Below are 22,613 nucleotides of genomic sequence, written 5' to 3'. Positions count from 1 at the left end.
CTCTTATAACAATTTTTTTTCCGCTGAGGATGCCCAGAGCGTACGCGGTGGGCATTCTAAATCGTTTCGTCCCAAGGGGACTGCTGCACAAAGCTGTGCGGCAGTCCCTTTTTGCGCTTTCACGCTGAGAACAGGCCATCTTGCACAAAAGAACTGTCGCTTTTTAAGCAATTCGCTGTATTTGCGGGACAAACGGTAGAACTTTGCATCGGGATATGGTATACTACACTGTACTTGTATGCCCCGGAAAAAGGGGCTGCCAAAGGAGAAAGGACTTGTTATGAAGATCATTCTGGTGGGCGGCGGCAAGGTCGGCACGGCTCTGGCGCGCCAGCTCAGCGAGGAAGGCCACAACGTGACTGTGGTGGACACCAACAAAGCGCGCGTGGAGCACCTGACCGAAAGCTACGACGTGCTGGGCATTGTAGGCAATGGCTCGTCCATCACCACCCTGTCTGAGGCGGGCATTGAGGATGCGGACGTGTTCATTGCGGTCACCGGCTCGGACGAACTGAACCTGCTTTGCTGCATGTTTGCCAAAAAGGCGGGCCACTGCCACGGCATTGCCCGCGTGCGCAACCCATCCTACAGCCACGAGCTGGACTTTATCAAAAAGCAGATCGGCATTTCCGCCATCATCAACCCGGAAATGGCAGCGGCAAAGGAGATCTCTCATCTGCTGCGTTTCCCCGGTGCCAGCAAGATCGATACCTTTGCGGACGGCCGTGTGCGGCTGATCAAGTTTGCGCTGCCCGATGCGCTGAACGGCGTGGCCATCCGCGAGATCCCTACCCGGCTCAAGAGCGATATTCTGGTGTGCGCGGTGGAGCGTGAGGGCGGGGTCATCATCCCCAACGGTAACTTTATGCTGCAAAAGGGCGATCAGGTCACCTTCCTTGCTACGCAGGAAAAAGCTCACGCCTTCTTCCAGCAGCTGCATCTGCCGGTGCAGCCGGTACGCAACGCCCTCATCGTGGGCGGCGGTGCCATTGCCTACTACCTCAGTCAGGAACTGCTGGAAAACCACGTGCGGGTGCGTATCGTGGAGCGGGACGCTGCCCGCTGCGTAGAACTGGCCGAGCAGCTGCCCGGCGCACAGATCCTGAACGAGGACGGCTCCAACCGCGAGTTTCTGCTTTCCGAGGGTCTGGAATCCACCGAGGCTTTCGTGGCACTGACCAACATCGACGAGGAGAATGTGCTGCTGACCCTGTTTGCCAAAAAGCACTCCAACGGCAAGCTGGTGACCAAGGTCAACCGTCTGGAATTTGACGATATTCTGGCCGGGCTGGATCTGGGCAGCGTGGTCTACCCCAAGTACATGACCTGTGACTACATCGTGCAGTACGTCCGCGCCCTGCAAAACGAGGCAGGCAACAACATCAAGACTCTGTACCGCATACTGGATGACCGCGTGGAGGCACTGGAGTTTACAGTGCACGAGGAGAGCGCCGCTACCGGTGTGCCCCTGAGCCAGCTGCACCTGAAAAAGAACCTGCTGCTGTGCTGCATTACCCGCGGCAGCAAGATTTTGATCCCCCGCGGCGGCGACCAGATCCAGGTGGGCGATAACGTCATCGTGGTCACGCTGGAGCATGGTCTGCACGATCTGCGCGATATCGTGGAGCACTGACGGAGGCGGACTATGAATTATGCGATCGTTTTCCGTCTGCTGGGCTATGTGCTGATGATCGAGGGCGCACTGCTGTTGCTGCCCGCCGCCGCCAGCTTAGTGTATGGCGAGTGGATGGTGCTGGGCGTGTTTCTGCTCACAGCTGCCGTCAGCGCCGGCATCGGCTACGCCCTGCACACCATCAAACCCCGCAGTAAGGTGTTCTACATGCGCGAGGGCTTTGCGGCTACCTCGCTGTGCTGGGTGTTCATCTCGGTGATTGGCGCGGTGCCCTTTGTGCTCACCGGCTGCATCCCGAACCCTGTGGATGCTCTGTTTGAGACAGTCTCCGGCTTTACCACCACCGGTGCCAGCATCCTGCCCGCCGTGGAGGGGCTGCCCAACGGTATTCTGTTCTGGCGCAGCTTCACCCACTGGATCGGCGGCATGGGTGTTCTGGTGTTTCTGCTCTCGCTGCTGCCGCTGACCGGCGGCTCCCACGTCAACCTGATGAAGGCGGAAAGCCCCGGCCCGCAGGTGGATAAGCTGGTGCCTAAGGTACAGTCCACCGCTAAGATCCTGTACGGCATCTACTTTGCCCTTACCATGCTGGAGCTGGTGTTCCTGCTGATTGGCAGAATGCCCCTGTTCGAAGCCATGCTCACCGCCTTTGGTACGGCGGGCACCGGCGGCTTCGGCTTCCGCAACGACAGCTTTGCCAGCTTTTCGCCCTACATCCAGTGGGTCGTGACCATCTTCATGATCCTGTTCGGCGTCAACTTCAACGCCTACTTCCTGCTGCTCATGCGCAAGTTCCGCCGCGCTGCTGCCAGCGAGGAGGTGCGGGGCTACTTTGTGGTCATCGCAGTGGCAGTGGGTATCATCACTGCCAATATTTATAGTATGTACAACAGCTTTGGCGAGGCGTTGCGGCAGGCCGCTTTTCAGGTGGGCTCCATCATCACCACCACCGGCTTTTCCAGCTGCGATTTTGACCTGTGGCCGACCCTCTCTAAAGAGATTCTGGTCATGCTCATGTTCATTGGCGCCTGCGCGGGCAGCACCGGCGGCGGCATCAAGGTGAGCCGTTTCCTCATTCTGGGTAAGACCCTGGCCAAGGAGCTCAAAACCGCCCTGCACCCGCAGGTGGTAGCGCCCGCCCGCATGGACGGCAAACTCATCAACCACGAGACCATCCGCACCACCAACGTGTTCATTGCGGCCTATATCTTTATTTTTGCGGCCTCCTTCTTCCTCATCAGCCTGAACGGCTTTGATATGGTGACAAACTTTACCGCCGTGGCTGCTACCCTGAACAACATCGGCCCGGGCTTGGAAATGGCAGGCCCAATGCAGAACTTCGGCTGCTTTGCAGACCCCGCAAAGCTGGTGCTCATCTTCGATATGCTGGCCGGCCGTTTGGAGATCTTCCCCATGCTGGTGCTGTTTATGCCGGATACATGGCGGCGGTTCTAAGCCTTTTTGGGTACGGGACAAGCATAAAAATAGTATTTCGGAACACCGGAGTCTCTATGGACGCTCCGGTGTTCTTTTTTGTGAAAGAAGCTGCAAAGGCAGGTGGCAACGGTTAGAAATTCCTTGCGTTCAGCGCCGCATTGCAGTATGATTATAATATCAATTATCTGACCCTTACCCCTGAGCAGGCAGAACCTTTTTTACAAACGAAATCGTTCTGCATGATAAAGAAGAGAGCAAAAACAATAAAACATACAGGAGGAAATTATTATGGGTTTGATCAAAGCAGGTATGGGCGCACTGGGCGGAACTCTTGCAGATCAGTGGAAAGAATTTTTCTATTGCGATGCGCTGGATAAGGATGTGCTGATGGTCAAGGGCCAGAAGCGCACCTCCCGCCGCAGCTCCAACAACGGCGAGGACAACATCATCACCAACGGCAGCGGCATTGCTGTGGCAGACGGACAGTGCATGCTCATCGTGGAGCAGGGCAAGGTGGTGGAGGTGTGCGCCGAACCGGGCGAGTATACCTTCAATTCCTCCACCGAGCCCAGCGTGTTCACCGGCAACTTCGGCGACAGTCTGGCAGCCACTTTCCAAACCGTAGCCAAGCGCTTTACCTACGGCGGCGACACCGGCAAGGATCAGCGGGTGTACTACATCAACACCAAGGAGCTGGGCGAGATCCTGTACGGCACCGCAACGCCCATCCCCTTCCGCGTAGTGGTCAGCGAGGAGCGAGGCTACAAGCTCTCGGTGAACATCCGCTGCAACGGCAGCTTTACTTACCGCATCTGCGACCCGCTGCTGTTCTACACCAACGTGTGCAGCAACGTCTCCACCCAGTACGATGCCTCGGAGCTGGCTCCTCGCCTGAAGAGCGAGCTGATGAACGCTTTGCAGCCTGCGCTGGCCACCCTTTCTGCCAACAAGGTGCAGTATTACGAGATCCCCGCCCACACGCTGGAGATCTCGGACGCCCTGAACGAGCAGCTGTCCAATATCTGGCGCAAGAAGCGCGGCATCGAGGTGTTCTCCTTCAACATCAACTCCCTGTCCATCCCGGAGGAGCAGCAGAAGAAGATCACCGAGTGGGAAGAAAACGCCATGACCACCGACCCCACCACCGCCGCAGCCCGTCTGGTGGGCGGTCAGATCGATGCCATGAAGACTGCTGCTGGGAACACCGCCGGTGCTATGACCGGCTTTATGGGCATGGGCATGGCAACTGGTGCAAACGGCATGAACGCCCAGAGCCTGTTCGCCATGGGGCAGCAGCCCGCAGCACCCCAGCAGCAGACTTCTGCCGCCGACAGCTGGAAGTGCAGCTGCGGCGCTACCGTTACCGGCAAGTTCTGCCCGGAATGCGGCAGCAAAAAGCCGGAGCCGAAGCCCGCTGCTGACAGCTGGACTTGCAGCTGCGGTGCCACCGTCACCGGCAAATTCTGCCCGGAGTGCGGCAAGCCCCGCCCGGCGGCAGCAGAGGGTTGGACTTGCAGCTGCGGCGCGGTGAACAAGGGCAAGTTCTGCTCCGAGTGCGGCAAACCCAAGCCCACCGGTACGCCCAAGTATAAGTGCGACAAGTGCGGCTGGGAACCGGCAGATCCTGCACACCCGCCCAAGTTCTGCCCGGAGTGCGGCGACCCCTTTGACGACAACGACCGCAGCTAAGCCCGGCGCATAATGACCGATCACACTGCGGGGCAGGGGAAAAGCCCCTGCCCCGCAGATTATAATAGGAGGAAACGCTATGGCAGGAATGCTGGAATATAAGTGCCCCTGCTGCGATGGTGCGATCCGGTTCGACAGCACCACCCAGAAGATGAAATGCCCTTACTGCGACACCGAGTTTGAGGTGGACGCACTGAAGGGCTACGATGAGGACCTGAAAGACCAAAAGCCCAGCGAGATGAACTGGGCCACCCCCGGCGGCAGCTGGGCAGAGGGCGAGACCGCCGGTCTGCATACTTATGTCTGCAAGAGCTGCGGCGGCGAGATCGTGGGCGACGACACCATGGCAGCCTCGGCCTGCCCCTTCTGCGGCAACCCCATCGTTCTGACCGGACAGTTTGCCGGAGACCTACGCCCCGACCTCATCATCCCCTTCAAGCTGGATAAAAAAGCGGCGAAGGAAAAGCTGCAGGAGCACCTCAAAGGCAAGACCCTGCTGCCCAAGGTGTTCCGCAGCCAGAACCACATCGACGAGATCAAGGGCGTGTATGTGCCCTTCTGGCTGTACGACAGCGACGCCGATGCCCAGCTGCGCTTTACCGCTACCCGCACCCGCTTTTGGTCGGATGACGACTACGATTATACCGAGACCAGCTACTACTCCGTGCGCCGGGACGGCGTGCTGGGCTTTGACGCGGTTCCGGTGGACGGCTCCTCCAAGATGGAGGACGACCTGATGGAATCCATCGAGCCCTTTGCCATGAGTGATGCCGTGCCCTTCAAGACCGCGTATCTGGCGGGCTATGTGGCCGATAAGTACGATGTGGACGCCCAAAAGGGCATCCAGCGCGCCAATGAGCGCGTCCGTCAGTCCACCGAGGACGCCTTTACCCAGACCGTTACCGGCTACGACTCCGTGAAAATGGAAAACAGCAGCATCCAGCTGCACGGCGGCAAGGCAAAGTATGCCCTGTTCCCGGTGTGGGTGCTGAGCACCAGCTGGCAGGGCAACAACTACATTTTTGCCATGAACGGCCAGACCGGCAAGTTTGTGGGCAATCTGCCGGTGGATAAGGCCGCCGCCCGCAAGTGGACGCTGGGACTTACGGCAGCTGTTGGTGCTGCATCCTATGCGGTGATGTGGCTGCTGTGGCTGGCCGGGATTCTGTAAGGGAGGGACGGAAGATGAAAAAGACTGTTACCCCGCTGCGCTCCCTCTGTGCCGCGCTGGCAGCACTGGTGCTGCTGGTCGCGCTGGCCGCACCGGCCTTTGCCGCAGACGGCTTTGCCGACCTGTATTACCGCATGAACGACAATGCACAGGTCCTGACCGAGGACGAGGACGGCGAGCTGGAAGCTTCACTGGAGGAACTGAGCGTCCGCCAGAGCTTTGATGTGATCATTGCTACCATCGACTCGCTGGAAAGCGAGGGCTGCACCAGCATGGAGGAATATGCCGATGACCTGTATGATTACTGCCAGTTCGGCTACGGTGAAAACCGGGACGGCGTGCTGCTGCTGGTGAGCATAGGCGACCGCAAATGGCATATCTCCACCTGCGGCTACGGCATTACCGCCTTTACGGATGCCGGCATCCAGTACCTTGGCGAGCAGATGACCCCCGATATGGCAGACGGCGATTACGCCGCCGCCTTCCACACCTTTATCCAGTGGACGGACGCGTATGTTACCGCCGCCCGCGAAGGCCACCCCTACGATGTGGACAACATGCCCAAGGAGCCGTTCTCGATCGTGTATCTGGGCGTGGCGCTGGTCATTGGCCTGATCACGGCACTGATCGCGACCGGCGTGATGAAGAGCCGGCTCAAGAGCGTGGCACCGCAGCGGGACGCAACCAGCTATGTGCGGCAGGGCAGCATGAAGCTGACCAACCAGCGGGATCTGTATCTGTACCGTGAGATCCACCGCACCGAGCGGCCGAAGGAGACTGACTCCGGCAGTTCCGGCGGCAGCTCCACCCATACCTCCTCCAGCGGCTCCACCCACGGCGGCGGAGGCGGTTCGTTCTGAAAACGTTCCCCGCAAGATAAAATCTCAAAAACCGATCCGCAGCAGCCGGTCGCACCCGCGTCCCGGCAACCGCTGCGGATCGGTTTTTACTTTTCTGCCGCCCGACACAAACGACTGATTTTTTCTGCGCCTTTAGGGCTATACTTCCAGTGCAGACGATTTTATATGCAGCAAGGAGCAGACACATGGGCATTTGGGAAAATCTGGGCATGGGCGGTTACCGGGGCTTTTCGCGCCCGGCGGCGCGGCTGTTGCAGCAGGCGGTGCAGCTGGCAGGAGATCTGGGCTGTGAACAGGCGGATACCAGCCATCTTTTGCTGGCAATGCTGCAGCAGCAGGGCGCTGCGGCGCAGTTCCTCACCCGGAAAAACATTACCGAGCCAGAGGTGCGCCGCCAGCTGGCGCAGCAGCGCAGCGGCCCGGCACAGCGGCTGGACCGGCAGTCCATGGCACCGGACCTGCGCCGCACCATGGACTATGCGCTCATTGGGGCGCAGAACGCCCACGTCAGCCGGGCAGAGCCGGAGCATCTGCTCTGTGCCATGCTGGAAGATGACGGCTGCGCCGCCGGGCTGCTGCTGGCGGAGATGGGGCTTTCGCTCACCGAGGCGGTGCGGGAGTGCCGCCAGCTGAGCGGACAGTTTGTGCTGCCCGCCCAGCCCCGGGTGTCGGCCAGCATCCCCCGGGGCAGCCGCGCCAGCGATAAATACTGCCGCGATTTGACCCGCCGTGCCGCCGAAGGGGAGCTGGACCCGGTGTTCTGCCGGGAAGCCGAGCTTGACCGCATGGTGGAGATCTTGTGCCGCCGCCAGAAAAACGACCCCTGTCTGATTGGCGAGCCGGGCGTGGGCAAAACGGCGCTGGCCGAGGGTCTGGCGCTGCGCATTGCCGCCGGGCAGGTGCCTAGAGCGCTGCAGGGGCGACGGCTGCTGGCGCTGGACATGGCAAGTCTGGTGGCGGGCACCAAGTACCGGGGCGATTTTGAGGAGCGGCTGAAAAACCTGCTGGAAGAGCTGGTGCGGGACGGCACCGCCATCCTGTTCATTGACGAGTTCCACACCATCGTGGGTGCCGGTGCCGCCGAGGGCGCTATTGACGCTGCCAGCATCCTGAAACCGGTGCTTGCCCGGGGCGAGTTGCAGCTTATCGGCGCGACTACCAATCAGGAGTTTCGCACCCACATCCAGAAGGACGCCGCGCTGGAGCGCCGCTTTGGCCGGGTGCAGGTGGAAGAACCCACCCCTGCGCAGGCGGTGGAGATCCTCAACGGCCTTGCGCCCCGCTACGAGCGGTATCATGGCGTGCGCCTGCCGCCCCAGACCTTGCAGGCGGCGGTGGAGCTTTCGGTGCGGTACCTGCCCGGGCGCTGTCTGCCGGATAAGGCCATTGACCTTGTGGACGAAGCCTGTGCGGCGGCGCGCATCCTTGCCGAAAAGGAGCAGCGCACCCAGCCGGTGCTCACCCCGGAGGATATCGCCCGGGTGGTGGCGGCCGCCAGCGGCGTGCCCGCCCAGCGGGTGGGCGAGCAGGAGCGGGAGCGTCTGGACAAGCTGGAAAGCCGCCTGAATGCGGAAATTGTTGGCCAGCAGCGTGCGGTGGCGGCCGTGGCTGGAGCCATCCGGCGCAGCCGCACCGGTCTGGGAGAGCCGGGACGTCCCATCGGTGCTATGCTGTTTTTAGGGCCTACCGGCGTGGGCAAGACCGCACTGGCGCGTGCGCTTGCGGTCAGCTGGTTTGGCAGCGAGAAAGCGCTGCTCAAATTTGATATGTCAGAGTATCAGGAGCAGCACACCGCCGCCCGGCTTCTGGGTGCGCCGCCGGGCTACCTCGGCCATGACGAGGGCGGGCAGCTGACCGAAGCCGTGCGCCGCCGCCCGTACAGCGTGGTGCTGTTTGACGAGATCGAAAAGGCACACCCGGATATCCAGAATATCTTGTTGCAGATCTTGGAGGACGGTCAGCTGACCGATGCCATGGGCCGCAAGGCAGATTTCCGCAACACCATCGTGCTGCTCACCTCCAACTTGGGCGCACGGTTCCTGGCGGGGCAGAACGCGCCGCTGGGCTTTGCCGCCGGGGCAGAAGCCGTGTTTGAAAAGCAGTCCGCGCAGGCTGTGGAGGAAGCTAAAAAGTGGTTCCGGCCGGAGCTGCTGGGGCGGCTGGACGAGGTGATCGTGTTCCGCCCGCTGGCAGAGGAAAACCTTTGCGCCATTGCAGAAAAAATGCTCTGTCAGCTGGAGCAGCGCGCCGCCCGCAGCGGCTACCGGCTGCGCCACACCCCGCAGGTGGGGGCGGCACTGGCTGCCCGGGCGCAATCGGCCTATGGTGCGCGGGAACTGCGCCGTCAGGTGGACAGGGCGGTGGAGCAGGCACTTGCAAACCGCATTGCTGCCGGAACTGCCTGCGTAGGGCAGCACTGGACAGCAGACTGCGCCGCCGATGGCAGCATCGTTTTGCGGGAGGATGAAACCATAACTCTATAAGAAAATAGCAAAATAGCGTTTTTGCTTGCAACCGGCACGGTTTTCGACTATTATAGAGGAAATAGAGTTACAACAGGGAGGACCCCGATGCACACGCTGTTTCTTCTGAACCCCGCAGCCGGAAAGGCCGACTGTACCCGCACCCTGCCGCAGCAGATCGCGGCAGCTGCTGCCGGTGCCGGGCTTGCCCCGGAGGACTACACCATCCGCGTCACCACCCACGCAGGCCACGCCCGGGAACTGTCCCGCGCAGCCGCCGCTGCCGCCCAGAAGGCCGGGGTGGAGCTTCACATTTTTACCGCCGGTGGTGACGGCACCTTCAACGAGGCGCTCACCGGCGCTCACGGCTTTGACAAGACCGCCGTGGGCTGCCTGCCCTATGGCAGCGGCAACGACTTTCTGCGCACCTACGGTACAAAGGAGGAGTTTCTGGATCTGGACGCCCAGTTGGCCGGCGGGGTGGTGCCCATCGACCTGATGCGCACCAGTCTGGGGCTTTCTGCTACCATCTGTGCCGCCGGTCTGGACGCACAGGTGGCCTACGGCATCCCCAAGTTCCGGCGCATCCCGCTGTGCGGCGGCGAGGCAGCCTATGCGCTGTCCATTGTTCAGCAGCTGTGCGGGCATATCGGCCGCAGGGTGGAGTACGTCATTGACGGCGAGGTGCTGACCGTGGACTGCCTGATGTGCGCAGTGTGCAATGGCCGCGCCTACGGCGGCGGTTTTATGGCCGGGCCGGAGGCACAGCCGGATGACGGCTGGCTGGATGTGTTCATCGTGCGCAAGGTCAGCCGCCGGGTCATTGCAAAACTGCTGATGTTGTACAAAAACGGCCAGCACTTTCAAAACGGCCAGCTGACCGAGGCCGCAAAGCCCTACTTTATCTACCGCCGCGCAAAATCGGTCAGTCTGCGGGCAGCAGATGGCCGCGGACCCATCATTGCCACAGTGGACGGCGAGTGCGCCCCCTGCAAGCAGGTGTCGGTGCAGGTGCAGCCGCTGGCAGGCCGCGTGCTGCTGCCGCTGCCCGCCTACCAGCGCTTTACCGCCAAAAAAGCGGCTGTGAAGTAAAGAAATAAACCATCAGACCCAAACAAGGCCGCTGCACATTGTTCCGTGCAGCGGCCTTGTGTTTTGCTTATTGTTTTGCAAGGCGCTGCCGTACCCTGTGCTCCAGCGCCTTGTAAAAGCTGCTCAGGCAGAGCGTGAGCAGATATACGGTCAGGGTCCAGACCACAGGATGTACCGTAAGGCTGAACTTGTCCGCAGTCCACTCCATATACCGGATCAGCACCTGATGGATCAGAAAACCGTAAGGGGACAGCCCGGCCAGCCACAAAAACGGCTTTGCGGAAAGCAGCCGGGAAATGATTCCCTTGCCCACGGCAAGCAGCCAGACCAGCAGCACCGCAGAGGGTGTGAACAGCACGTTGTACCGGAAGGCCACCGCGCCCAGAACCCCCACCTGCTTGGCGGCGATAAACAGGCAGCCGCCCGTAAGCAGTACAGCGGCCAATTCCGATAGGGAGAAAACACCGCGCGGCAGTGTACTCTCCTGCTTGCGGCTGCGGTAAAGGCAGCCTGCACAGCAGCTGATGGTAAAATCTCCCGCCCGGAACACAGGGCACAGATAGGTCAGGTAAAAGGCGGCCTTTCCGCTGAGCCCGGCTTTCCAGAAAACAAAGGACGCAAGGCACTGTGCGCAGAAGATCACGACGGCAATGCAACGCAGCCTGCGGACATCGGCCTTTTTCAGTACGGCGAGAAGCGGGGGAAAGATGGCATACAGAAAAGCCTGTACCGAAAGATACCACGCCACTCCGTTCAGGCAGAACCAGAAACGGCTGGAGGGGATCCATGTTTGCAGCAGGAAAATGCTCACCACAAGCTGCGCCGCACAGGAGAGCACCCCGCAGGCAGAGGGCTGCGCCAGAAGCCACTTCAGCACAAATAACAACGCGGCAGCCATCATTATAAGGTGCAGCGGGTACAGCTTGCGTATTTTTTGCAGAGAAAAGGCTATGGCGGACCGCAGTCCCGGTGCTGTGCGCGGGCGGTCGTAATAGTTGCAGGTCATCAGAAAACCGGACAGCGCCACGAATACCGTGATCGCCCACGGCCCCAGCCATGGTGCCCCGCAATGGGAGAGGACTACGCTCAGAAATGCGACTGCCCGCAGCCCCTGCAAAGATGAGATCAGCTTTTTGTCTGTCAAAGTATCCTCCGTTCTGCCGCAAAGCGCGTCAGCTGTGTTTTTGTAATGCGCTATAAGTATAAAAAAGACGGCGCGTCCTGTCAAGGACACACCGCTTTTTTGCGTAGTAGGGTGCGATTTTTGGGCGTCATAAATTCTTAACAAAGAAAAATTGCAAAACCCCTTGATTTTTCAGAGCAAGATGAGTACAATACAATTAGCACTCAGAGAAAAGGAGTGCTAAACCGCTGCGGAGCACACACGAAGCCCCCGCAGGACACAACAAAGTTTCAAATAAATTCAATATAATTGGAGGGCAAGAATTATGAAAATCATTCCTCTTGCAGACCGTGTTGTCATCAAGACTGTTGAAGTTGAGGAGACCACCAAGGGCGGCCTGATCCTGACCGGCAGCGCAAAAGAGAAGCCGCAGGTCGCACAGGTCATCGCAGTTGGCCCCGGCGGTGTCGTGGACGGCAAGGAAGTCAAGATGACCGTCAAGGTCGGCGACAAGGTCCTCACCAGCAAGTACTCTGGCACTGAGGTCAAGGTGGACGGCGAAGAGTGCACCATCGTGCGTCAGAGTGATATTCTGGCTGTTGTGGAAGACTGAAACTGAATTTTCCCTTTTCAATTGAGCTTGTATTATAAAGGAGCGATGTATTATGGCAAAGCAGATCAAGCAGGGCGAGGACGCCCGCAAGGCACTGTGTGCCGGTATTGATACCCTGGCTAACACCGTTAAGATTACCCTCGGCCCCAAGGGCCGCAACGTGGTGCTGGGCAAAAAGTTCGGCGCACCGGTCATCACCAACGATGGCGTGACCATTGCAAAAGAGATCGAGCTGAAGGATGAGTTCGAGAACATGGGCGCACAGTTGGTGCGTGAAGTCGCAACCAAGACCAACGATGCCGCAGGCGATGGCACCACCACTGCTACCGTGCTGGCACAGGCCATGGTCAACGAGGGCATGAAGAACGTTACCGCCGGCGCAAATCCCATGGATATCCGCCGCGGCATGAGCAAGGCCGTTACCACCGCTGTGGAGACCATCAAGGCACACAGCCAGAAGGTGAAGGACAGCAACGATATCGCCCGCGTCGGCACCATCTCTGCCGGCGACCCCGAGATCGGCCGTCTGATTGCCGAGGCTATGGAGAAGGTCACCTCTGACGGCGTTATCACCATCGAGGAGAACAAGACCACCGCAGAGACCTACAACGAGATCGTGGAAGGTATGCAGTTTGACCGCGGCTATCTGACTCCCTATATGGTCACCGATACCGACAAGATGGTGGCCGATCTGGACAACGCTGCTATCCTGATCACCGATAAGAAGATCAGCGTCATTCAGGATCTGGTTCCCCTGCTGGAGCAGGTGATGCAGAACGGCATGAAGCTGCTGATCGTGGCTGAGGATATCGAGGGCGAGGCGCTGTCCACCCTGATTGTCAACCGTCTGCGCGGCACCCTGAATGTCGTGGCTGTTAAGGCTCCCGGCTTCGGCGACCGCCGCAAGGAGATGCTGCAGGATATCGCTACCCTGACCGGCGGCACCGTGATCTCCTCTGATCTGGGCTACGAGCTGAAGGACGCAACCGTCCAGATGCTGGGTCATGCCCGTCAGGTGAAGGTGACCAAGGAGAACACCACCATCGTGGGCGGCGCAGGCGACAAGGACGCCATTGCAGCTCGCATTGCCCAGATTCGCAGCCAGATCGAGGCCGCTACCAGCGACTTTGACCGCGAGAAGCTGCAGGAGCGTCTGGCTAAGCTGGCCGGCGGTGTGGCTGTCATCAAGGTCGGTGCTGCTACCGAAGTCGAGATGAAGGACAAGAAGCTGCGCATTGAGGATGCACTGAACGCTACCAAGGCAGCTGTGCAGGAAGGTGTTGTGGCCGGCGGCGGTACCGCTCCCATCAATGCCATCCCCGCTGTGCGCGCCCTGTGCGATACGCTGGAGGGCGACGAGCGCACCGGTGCCAAGATCGTGTTGAAGGCTCTGGAGGCTCCTCTGCGCCAGATCGCCAAGAACGCCGGTCTGGAGGGCAGCGTCATCATCGACAAGATCGTCTCTGCCAACAAGCCCAACTACGGCTTCGATGCCCAGAACGAGGTCTTTGTCGAGGATATGATCGCTGCAGGCATCGTGGACCCGACCAAGGTCACCCGTTCCGCTCTGGAGAACGCAGCTTCCGTCGCTGAGATGGTGCTGACCACCGAGAGCCTTGTTGCTGACCTGCCGGAACCCCCGGCTCCCGCCGCACCTGCCGGCGGTGACATGGGCGGCATGTACTAATAACTGCCTAAAAACCGCATGAATCCTTGATTTTTGGAGCGCGCAAAAGCGGATTTACGCCAAACTTACGCCACTTACGCCAAAAATCAAAGCGCACTATAGGGTAACAAAATCGGCACTCGCTGAAAAGCGGGTGCCGATTTTTTGCGTCTAGGGGATTTGAAGACTTATGAAACCCACTGATGGATTCTGCGAGCGGCAGACTGTCAGCGGTTTTTTATTGACGAAGAATAGAGATAGGAATACAATAATAGAAAGGGATGTAAAGACGGAAGGGAGTGTGCCGCCTTGGAGAATCAAAAGGACTTCTGCACAGAATGCCGCAGAGAAACGAGCTACACCTTGAAGAAAATCAAAATCAACCGGACCATCCGGGAAAAGGAGTATACTTTTGAAATCACGGCTGCTTTCTGCAACGAATGTGGCGGCGAAATGGGGATTCCCGGCCTGATGGACTATAACATAAAGGAGATCGACGAGCAGTATCGTAACATCAGAACGTGAGATGGGCTAAAGAAGCATACGGCAACAATGATATAAAAGTAGTTTCTTTTCGTGTGAGGTAGAATTAATGAATGCTGACTATGTTGAAAATATCATCAGGAATATTGATAAGCAATCTTATAAATGTATCTTAGTTGATGGCGCTTGGGGAATTGGTAAGTCCTACATGGTAAGAAAAGCGCTGGAGGATATGAAGGACAGAACGTGCTTTATCTCACTTTTTGGAATGGATGACGTTCAAAAAATATACCATGAAGCATTTTTTCAGTTGGCATTGCGTACTTCTCATGGAGGGAAAATCGCAAGCAGGGCAAAAGGATTTGCCAAAGCGGCCGGTAATTTCTGCGCAGAAGTTGCAAACTTGAATAGTGCACTTGCACAAACGGTATCTGAGCGAGAGTTGTTTGCAGTTACGGCAAGCAAATTTAAAAAGAACAGAATTATCGTCATTGACGATTTGGAACGCCGAAAGGCTGGATTGGATTTGGAGGAACTCTTTGGAGTGATTGAGGAACTAAAGCAGTCCAACTATATTAAGGTTATTCTTATTGCCAATTCAAATGAAATTCATGAAAATGAAAGAACTACGTTCAATAAGTATAAAGAAAAAACTATTGATCGTATCTTTGAGGTAACGGAACACTCGGCATCGATTAAGTGGGGAGTGTATGGAATAGATGGAGAATTTATTGATGTCTTTTTGATGCATCATAAAGCAAAAAATTTGAGAACATTGCAAAAGGCTCAAAATTTTTATAATGATGTGAAACAGTATTGCCTGAAAATAGAAAACGAACAATTTATGAACGAAGTAAAGATGCTCTGCTTTGCTGTTGTTGTAGAAGATGTAGATAAGTTATACTATAAAAACGATTCAATAGAGAAAGAAAATACTAACAGCAGATACCGGAAAGATGGGCATATCTTGAGCAATCATTTAAATGTCCGACTTGCAAACTATGTATGTCTTCAATCTAGTGGCGCATTATTGGATGATATCTATAACTATTTTAAAAGCTCTAAGATGCTTAGTGAAGAAACCCTTCAAAAACATTATCAAAAATTCAAGGAAGCCGGTGATAAAGCAAATTATTACAAAACTGATGAGGAGATAGAAACTTACATTCAAAGTTGGAAAGCAAAATTACATGAAGCATCAAATAGTGTAGAATTGACGCAGCTGGCAGGGGAATATGATTATTGGTTTCAGGTGTTGGAAAAAGATGATGACGAACTTATTGAATATTACAGAGATGTTTTAAAAAACATGTTTTTATGTGAGAACAGAAGCGATAAAAGAAGTCCATTGGACTATTACAATAGCAATGAATTCCATGGCGCAACAGAAAAAATTCGTAATATATATGATGAAGTGCTTATACATACGAAATGGAAAAGCTACAACAGCATACAGAGATTTGAATGAGTTTCAAACATTTATTCGCTATCCAGTTGCATCCGAAATAGTCAAAAAAGTAAAAGAAGATGGAGAATTAACACTGGATAAAGTGGTTTCCAGCAGAAAACCATTTGGACTTGCAACAACAGCAAAGCCAATGAAAACCGGTGACATTACACTACGATACAATGGAGGACGTGGCCCATATAAAAGTACCGAGATAAGGGTAGGAACAGAAATGATTGACCAATGGAAAATTATCATTTCTCGTCTTACGGCAGAACACGCAGGACAACCAGCCAAGGATGGAAAGTACCGTGTTCTTTCGACGATGGAGCTTTTGAAGCCGGGTGAAATATGTTCCGAAACGTATCTTGTGGCGGGAGCATTTGATTCAAAAGAAGAAGCAACCAACTATATGGATTACTTAAAGACGCAATTTGTTCGATTTCTTATCCTACAAATTGCAATGACGCAGCAGTTAAGCAAAGCGTCATTCGCATTTGTTCCTTGTCAGGATCTTACAAGAAAATGGACAGACAAACAACTGTTTGAAAGATATGATTTGTCTAGTAAAGAAGTAAACTATATTCAAGGAATGATAAAGGAGATGGCATAATGGCTGGCATAACCCTGCGCACTGCCCGGCAGGTGGTGCCCATGATCTACGCCTATACCACCCCGGAAATTGCCCGGCACAACGGCTGGACGAAGATCGGCTATACCGAGCAGTCGGTAGACAAACGCCTGAAACAGCAGACCCACACCGCCGATGTGCTGTACCATGAGGAGTGGCGGGGCAATGCCGTCTACGATGACGGCAGCGGCGAGGTGTTCACCGACCACGATTTCCACGCTTACCTCCGCAAGCTGAACGTGGAGAACGACCGCAAAAACGAGTGGTTCCATCTGGATGGGCAGCAGTCCCGGCGGTATTTTCAGGATTTCCGCATGAACCGGGGCCGGGTGCAGCTGGATGCCGCCATCGCCTACACCCTGCGGGAAGAACAGGCAAGGGCTGTCCACGACACCAAAATCTATTACCAGAGCCACCCCGGCGGAGAATACCTCTGGAACGCCAAGCCCCGCTTTGGCAAGACCCTTTCCGTCTACGATTTCTGCAAGCAGGTCGATGCACAGACGGTGCTTATCGTCACCAACCGCCCTGCCATCGCCAATAGCTGGTACAGCGACTATGTGCGCTTTCTGGGCAGGGAGTCCGGCTATCTGTTTGTCAGCCATGTGGATGCCCTTGCCGGGCAGCCCCATGTGCTGGACGAGCAGGGCTATCTGGATGCCGCCGCACAGGGCGAGGAGCTGTATAAACGCATTGAGTTCGTCAGCTTGCAGGACATGAAAGGCTCCAAGTATTTCGGCGGCGAGTACGACAAGCTGCAACACCTGACCGAGCTGAACTGGGATGTGCTGGTCATCGACGAAGCCCACGAGGGCGTGGACACCTACAAGACCGACCTTGCCTTTGACCGTATTCGCCGCAAGTTCACGCTGCACCTGTCCGGCACGCCCTTCAAGGCGCTGGCGAACGATAAGTTTGCCGGGGATGCCATCTTCAACTGGACCTACGCCGACGAGCAAGCCGCCAAGCGGAACTGGCAGGGCGCACCGGGGCAGCAGAACCCCTACGCAAACCTTCCCATGCTCAACCTCTACACCTACCAGATGTCCGAGATCATCCGGGACGAAATTCAGCAGGGGGTGGAGATCGACGGCGAAACGCAGGAATTTGCCTTTGATCTGAACGAGTTCTTCAAGGTAAAGCCCAGCGGCAGCTTTGAGCACGACGCCGAGGTGGACCGCTTTCTGGATGCCATGACCACCCAGAACAAATTTCCGTTTTCCACCCCGGAACTGCGTGCCGAACTGAAGCACACCTTCTGGCTGCTGAACCGGGTGGACAGTGCCAGAGCGCTGGCGAAAAAGCTGCAGGCGCACCCGGTATTCCGGGACTATGAGGTGATCCTTGCCGCCGGTGACGGCAAGCTGGACGACACGGACGAGAACCAGAAGAGTTTTGATCGGGTGAAAGCCGCCATCGCCCACCACGAAAAGACCATTACCCTGTCGGTGGGGCAGCTGACTACCGGTGTCACCATCCCGGAGTGGTCAGCGGTGCTGATGCTCTCCAACCTGAAAAGCCCGGCGCTGTATATGCAGGCAGCGTTCCGTGCCCAGAACCCCTGCCTTTTCCACGAAAACGGCACTTTCCGCCGCAAAGAGAACGCCTATGTGTTCGATTTTGACCCTGCCCGCACTCTGCTGATCTACGAGCAGTTCGCCAACGACCTTTCACAGGACACCGCCAGCGGCAAGGGCGACGCCGAGGAGCGCAAGGCGCACATTCAGAATCTGCTCAACTTCTTCCCGGTCATCGGCGAGGACGAGGAAGGGGAGATGATCCCGCTGGATGCAGAAAAAGTCCTCAGCATTCCCCGGAAGATCAAGTCCAAGGAAGTGGTGCGGATGGGCTTCCAGAGCAACTTCCTGTTCCAGAACATTTCCAACGTGTTCAGTGCCCCGCAGGAGGTGCTGGACATTCTGCAAAACTTCCAGCCCATCAGCGAGGCAAAGGCAAAGCCCATCCAGATCACCCCGGAGACCGGCGCAGACCTCTCCCTGAACGACAAGGGCGAGGTGGATTTGGACGAGGGCTACGTCATCGGCAAGGCAGCGGATGTGTTCGGGGAGAAGATCTACGAAAGCACCCCGGCACTGGACACCGCCCTGCAAGACCTGACCGATGCCCCGGCTCCTGCCAAAGAAGAGTATCTGGAACCACTGAAAAAGAGCATCACCAAGGAAATCATCACCCCTATGGTGGAACAGGCAAAGCAGGAGTATGGTCGGGACCTGAAGCTGTCCGACCAGAAGCGGTTCGAGAGCACCGCCAAAGCCAAGATGGACGTGGCGGTGAACAAGGTGGTGGACAACTACCGCATCGACCAGAGCCAGCTGGAGACCCAGCGCACCCAGCAGCTGCAAAGCTGCGCCACCGCCCAGCAGCGCAAGCAGGTGAACCGGGAGTTTGACGCAAAGCAGCAGCAGAGCACCGCCGCCCTGATGGAAAACCTGCAATCCACCATCCAGCAGACGGCGCAGGAAATGCAGCAGACCATCGTGCGCACCGTGGAGACCAACCAGAAGGAGCAGGAGAAAAAGGGCTACGAGGACACCGTCCGTGACCATCTCCGGGGCTTTTCCCGCACCATCCCGTCCTTCCTCATGGCCTACGGCGACGAGACCGTGACACTGGCGAATTTTGACCGGATCATCCCGGACAAGGTCTTTCAGGAGGTCACCAGCATCACGCTGGAGCAGTTCCGTTTTTTGCGGGACGGCGGGCCGTACATCAACCAGACCACTGGACAGGAGGAGCATTTTGCAGGCCACCTGTTCGACCCGGTGGTGTTTGACGATTCGGTGAAGGAGTTTTTGAACCTGAAGGTCAAACTGGCGGATTACTTTGACGAGAGCCGCACCGAGGATATCTTCGATTACATCCCGCCCCAGAAAACCAACCAGATCTTTACCCCCAAGTGGGTGGTGAAAAAGATGGTGGACCTGCTGGAGCAGGAAAACCCCGGCTGCTTCGATGACCCCGGCAAGACCTTCCTGGACCCCTACATGAAGTCCGGTCTGTACATTACGGAAATCGTCAAGCGCCTTTACCGCAGCGAGAAGATGCGGCAGGCTTTCCCGGACGATAACGCCCGGCTGGAACATATCTTTGCCAAGCAGGTCTATGGGCTTGCCCCGACAGAGATCATTTACCGCATTGCCATCAGCTACATTCTGGGTTTTGCAAAGGATCACGGCATCACCGCCCACCATATCCGTCAGGCGGATACGCTGGAATTTGCCAAGGCGGGCACCATGGAAAGGGAACTGGATAAGATTTTCAGAGACTGACAAATAGAATACAGCATAAAAACAAAGGCGGCTGTCTGCATGGGTGCAGATGGCCGCCTTTTTGTGCTATGCCTGTTACAAAAATGAAAGCTGTTGAACGTCCGGCAAATCGTTTTCAGGTGTGGAATGATTGGCTTTTTTCATCATGTTTCCAATGGTTTTTTTGATGGTGGACTTGGTTTCGATCCCTTGCTTGCGCATCTTTGTATCATTGGTGTTTTTTTGAACCGAGCAGATACTGGATTTCAAGATACGATTGTAGAAGTCCATTGCCATGATATTCGTCCGCTCATTTATATCAATCGTGGACTTTCCAGCATATCGCTGAGCGATATTCCGTGCGGTATAAAACATTGATGTTTCATAAATTTTAAGTTTGCTGGCGAAATCTTTTCCATTGCACCGTGAATTTAGGCTGTCTTCAAGAGGAATCAAATTCCCAATAATGCCATTTTCAGGGGAATTTGTATCATCCAAGATATGTTCGATCGTGAAGGCAGCACACTGCTTACTGGCACATTTGTATCGTTCAAGGACTTCCAAAACAACTTGCACACGTTCCTTGTTTCGGTCATCGTCGTAATACCCAGCGTGATGTGACCACCCTAAATTGGAGAATGCTTTGAGAAAGACTTCTTTGCTGGGAAGTTTATTCTTTAACTCTGAGATAAAGCATTCCAATGCGGAGTCGGAGTAGTGGTTTTCGAGAATACTGGAATTTTTGTAAATCGCATTTGTTATTTTGTTCGAATTTTCTTGTCCAATAATGGTATAGCAGATGAAAAAATCATAGAGAAACAGAAGGGTCTCCTCGTACTTCTCTTGGCTGAGGTGACCGAGTTCATATTGATGAATTAGACTTAAAAGGATAGGACGAATTTGTTCTTGCCGATGCTTTTTGAAAAAAGCATACACTTTAAATTCAACATTCGAACAGTTTGCAGATTCCTCAGATTGAGAAGGAGAAAGAAGGCGGTTGTAGTAGATGGACTTCTGATAAATATCGTCAAGAAGCGGAACAGTTGGAATGCCTTTGTTGGAATCACGAATGAGTTTATAATCGCTGATACCTTCCTGAACAGAGGTTCTATATTTGTGGGTTGCATAATGTTTTACAAAGCGTTCGATGTTGTTACCTAAAAGCGATTCGATCTCCGACCAAGTGGTTTTCGCAGTGTCGACATCTCCATCGGGTCTAATGCCTCTTAGAATAAAGTTCTTTAATAGTTCATGCCCTTCCAATGCTGAGCCGCGAGCGTTTAAAATCTCAAAAATCGTGTACGCATCTTCCTCGGAAGATGCGGTAATATCAACATATAGCAGATTGTCCGTTATGGCGGTTCGTAAATTGAGTAGGACTTGAATTGGGGAAAGAGTAGATTCTTCAATATGTTTATAGATGCTGTTTATGAAAAACACAAAGGCAGCTGCGAGATTCTTGTTGTTTTGAGAAAACTGCTTTACAAGTGCTGCGGTTTCAAAACGCTTTGCCATATTTGGAGAAATTGAAAAGAGTCCAGTAATAATTCGCTCTAGTGCAATATATTGCTCAGACTTGATGACCATGGCTTCCTGATTTAAATCGTCACGAGTGAACAAATACTGCTTTGTTCCTCGAAATTCGTCGTCAAATTCATAGCAATGAAGGCAAAAGGCTACACTTGCAAGAAAAATTGTTAGGGAAATAATTCGTTGTTGACCATCTACAATTGTAAAATATGAGATGCCGTTTTTGCGGTCGTTCTCTTTGTAAAGAACGATACTTCCGATGAAGTGGGTTGCTTCTTTTCCGGTAGCAACGAGCAAGACATCATCAAATAACTCTTGCCAGTTTCTTTTGTTCCATACATACTGTCGCTGGTTTCGGGGCGTTCCATAACAACGCTTGGTGAAAAGGTCGTAGACGTGTTTGTCATCTGCTTCAAAACTCAATGAAAGTCACCTCTTTTTCAGTGGATGGATTTGACCATTTGCTAATTAAGTTCATTTTAACCCATAAGAGCCAGAAAATCAACATTAACGCTATGATTTGGAAGTTGCGGTTTACCGATGAAAAAACGGAATGGACTGAAAAGCTAATAATATAGAAAAACCAATACTGACTTCTACATAATCGCAAGCGACAGTTATGCGACAGTATGCTAGTGCAGGCTTCATCTAACGGATGCGGTTTACGGGTTTAGGTGTTCCCAATAAACATTCCGCAAAACGAAATGCCGTTTATATGCTGACGAATTGTTGGCTTACGCTACGGAGACTCCTAGGGGGCTTTCCAAATTTCAAAGCCATTTTGTAAACCAGACCGTCAGCTTTCAACTTTGACTTGAAACTGGCGGTTATTTCATAACCTAGATGATTTTCGAGTTCACAACACCATATCAAACAGGATAGGCTACCTTGTTCTCTATCTTTTTGCCAAAGTTCCCCTTACATTTTCTTGCAAGCTGCCGAAAGTATCGTATTTTCAAAACTTTTTGTTGACATGGCTCGATTTTTGTGGTAGTCTATCCCAACAATTTAATATAACATATTTACTTAGAGTTCCAGCTCGGCTCCCGAAGGAGCCGGAGCAAGTTTTTGACTTTCTTATCGCTACATAACGAACCCGAATCAAGGCCATCCCTGAAGGGATGGTCAGGTTCAGGTTGTTGTGTGGCGATTTTTTATTGCCAAATCCAGCACCGCACCTTGAAAACCGCATGACCGTCTGCATGGGATACCCGGCGATGACCCCGCAAGGGAGAGCCGGAAAACGCCGCCGGAAGGGGGCAGGAAATCCATGCAGGGAGAACGGCACACCCAATATCAATTGGTCAAAATGGCCAGTTGATCTGGTGAATGACGCTTTGTGTCATTCACCAGAAAAACCTTATGTGTTACGGCTTACCTCATGTGGACAAATTGTCTACATGAGGTAAATTGGCCGCAGCTTGAATCAATGTAGACAATTTGTCCACATTGACTCCGTTCGTGTTACGTTTGACCTCGACTCGACATTTTGTCAAGCCACGGTGAA

General features: G+C 54.8%; 15 protein-coding genes. 13 read left to right on the top strand and 2 right to left on the bottom strand.

The genetic code is table 11. The features are described 5' to 3' along the window. Positions 1–280 precede the first annotated feature (280 nt). The 7 genes from trkA to MTP43_RS08450 all read left to right on the top strand — a co-directional run bounded on the left by trkA (position 281) and on the right by MTP43_RS08450 (position 10,344). Positions 281–1,633 carry a Trk system potassium transporter TrkA gene (gene trkA / locus MTP43_RS08480; RefSeq protein ID WP_044960269.1) on the top strand — a complete coding sequence of 451 codons (1,353 nt, stop codon included), beginning with the start codon at positions 281–283 and terminating at the stop codon, positions 1,631–1,633. A 12-nt stretch (positions 1,634–1,645) separates the two neighbouring features. Further along, positions 1,646–3,088 (top strand): TrkH family potassium uptake protein, encoded by a 1,443-nt coding sequence (locus MTP43_RS08475; RefSeq protein ID WP_249234736.1) that lies wholly within the window; start codon positions 1,646–1,648, stop codon positions 3,086–3,088. A gap of 270 nt (positions 3,089–3,358) precedes the next feature. Next, the gene (locus tag MTP43_RS08470; RefSeq protein WP_249234735.1) at positions 3,359–4,759 is read left to right on the top strand and encodes an SPFH domain-containing protein; all 1,401 of its coding nucleotides are present in this window, start codon (positions 3,359–3,361) and stop codon (positions 4,757–4,759) included. A 79-nt stretch (positions 4,760–4,838) separates the two neighbouring features. Further along, complete coding sequence (locus tag MTP43_RS08465) at positions 4,839–5,930, top strand: hypothetical protein (protein WP_249234734.1); 1,092 nt, start codon at positions 4,839–4,841, stop codon at positions 5,928–5,930. 14 nt (positions 5,931–5,944) lie between these two features. Further along, positions 5,945–6,790, top strand: coding sequence for a TPM domain-containing protein (locus MTP43_RS08460; RefSeq protein ID WP_249234733.1), 846 nt, complete (start codon positions 5,945–5,947; stop codon positions 6,788–6,790). A gap of 185 nt (positions 6,791–6,975) precedes the next feature. Continuing rightward, the gene (locus MTP43_RS08455; protein WP_249234732.1) at positions 6,976–9,273 is read left to right on the top strand and encodes an ATP-dependent Clp protease ATP-binding subunit; all 2,298 of its coding nucleotides are present in this window, start codon (positions 6,976–6,978) and stop codon (positions 9,271–9,273) included. Positions 9,274–9,360: 87 nt separating this feature from the next. Next, a complete protein-coding gene (locus MTP43_RS08450; protein ID WP_112121160.1) occupies positions 9,361–10,344 on the top strand; it encodes a diacylglycerol/lipid kinase family protein in 984 nt (327 codons plus the stop codon). Positions 10,345–10,411: 67 nt separating this feature from the next. On the opposite strand, the gene MTP43_RS08445 is transcribed toward MTP43_RS08450, so the two are convergent. Further along, the gene (locus MTP43_RS08445; protein ID WP_181967312.1) at positions 10,412–11,488 is read right to left on the bottom strand and encodes an acyltransferase family protein; all 1,077 of its coding nucleotides are present in this window, start codon (positions 11,486–11,488) and stop codon (positions 10,412–10,414) included. Between the two features lie 304 nt (positions 11,489–11,792). On the opposite strand from MTP43_RS08445, the gene MTP43_RS08440 reads away from it, so the two are divergent. The 6 genes from MTP43_RS08440 (at position 11,793) to MTP43_RS08415 (ending at position 19,597) form a co-directional block, all read left to right on the top strand. Further along, positions 11,793–12,080 carry a co-chaperone GroES gene (locus MTP43_RS08440; RefSeq protein ID WP_005923585.1) on the top strand — a complete coding sequence of 96 codons (288 nt, stop codon included), beginning with the start codon at positions 11,793–11,795 and terminating at the stop codon, positions 12,078–12,080. A gap of 52 nt (positions 12,081–12,132) precedes the next feature. Continuing rightward, positions 12,133–13,767, top strand: a complete 1,635-nt coding sequence (gene groL / locus MTP43_RS08435; protein WP_005923596.1) for a chaperonin GroEL — start codon at positions 12,133–12,135, stop codon at positions 13,765–13,767. Between the two features lie 288 nt (positions 13,768–14,055). Further along, entirely contained in the window at positions 14,056–14,271 is a 216-nt protein-coding gene (locus MTP43_RS08430) for a hypothetical protein (RefSeq protein WP_192918718.1), read from the top strand. Between the two features lie 67 nt (positions 14,272–14,338). Next, positions 14,339–15,697, top strand: a complete 1,359-nt coding sequence (locus MTP43_RS08425; RefSeq protein WP_249234731.1) for a P-loop NTPase fold protein — start codon at positions 14,339–14,341, stop codon at positions 15,695–15,697. After that, positions 15,690–16,289: a hypothetical protein gene (locus MTP43_RS08420; RefSeq protein WP_249234730.1), complete on the top strand. Its 600-nt coding sequence runs from the start codon at positions 15,690–15,692 to the stop codon at positions 16,287–16,289. Before MTP43_RS08425 ends, MTP43_RS08420 begins: the two co-directional genes overlap by 8 nt. Beyond that, positions 16,289–19,597 carry a DEAD/DEAH box helicase family protein gene (locus MTP43_RS08415; RefSeq protein ID WP_113621121.1) on the top strand — a complete coding sequence of 1,103 codons (3,309 nt, stop codon included), beginning with the start codon at positions 16,289–16,291 and terminating at the stop codon, positions 19,595–19,597. Before MTP43_RS08420 ends, MTP43_RS08415 begins: the two co-directional genes overlap by 1 nt. A 75-nt stretch (positions 19,598–19,672) precedes the next feature. Here MTP43_RS08415 and MTP43_RS08410 read toward each other — a convergent pair whose 3' ends face one another. Beyond that, positions 19,673–21,529 carry a DUF262 domain-containing protein gene (locus tag MTP43_RS08410; RefSeq protein ID WP_097783629.1) on the bottom strand — a complete coding sequence of 619 codons (1,857 nt, stop codon included), beginning with the start codon at positions 21,527–21,529 and terminating at the stop codon, positions 19,673–19,675. Positions 21,530–22,613 lie beyond the last annotated feature (1,084 nt).

Origin of the sequence: Faecalibacterium sp. IP-1-18 (assembly GCF_023347355.1) — a bacterium.
Classification (GTDB): domain Bacteria; phylum Bacillota; class Clostridia; order Oscillospirales; family Ruminococcaceae; genus Faecalibacterium; species Faecalibacterium prausnitzii.
This window is presented reverse-complemented; position numbering and strand designations above follow the sequence as displayed.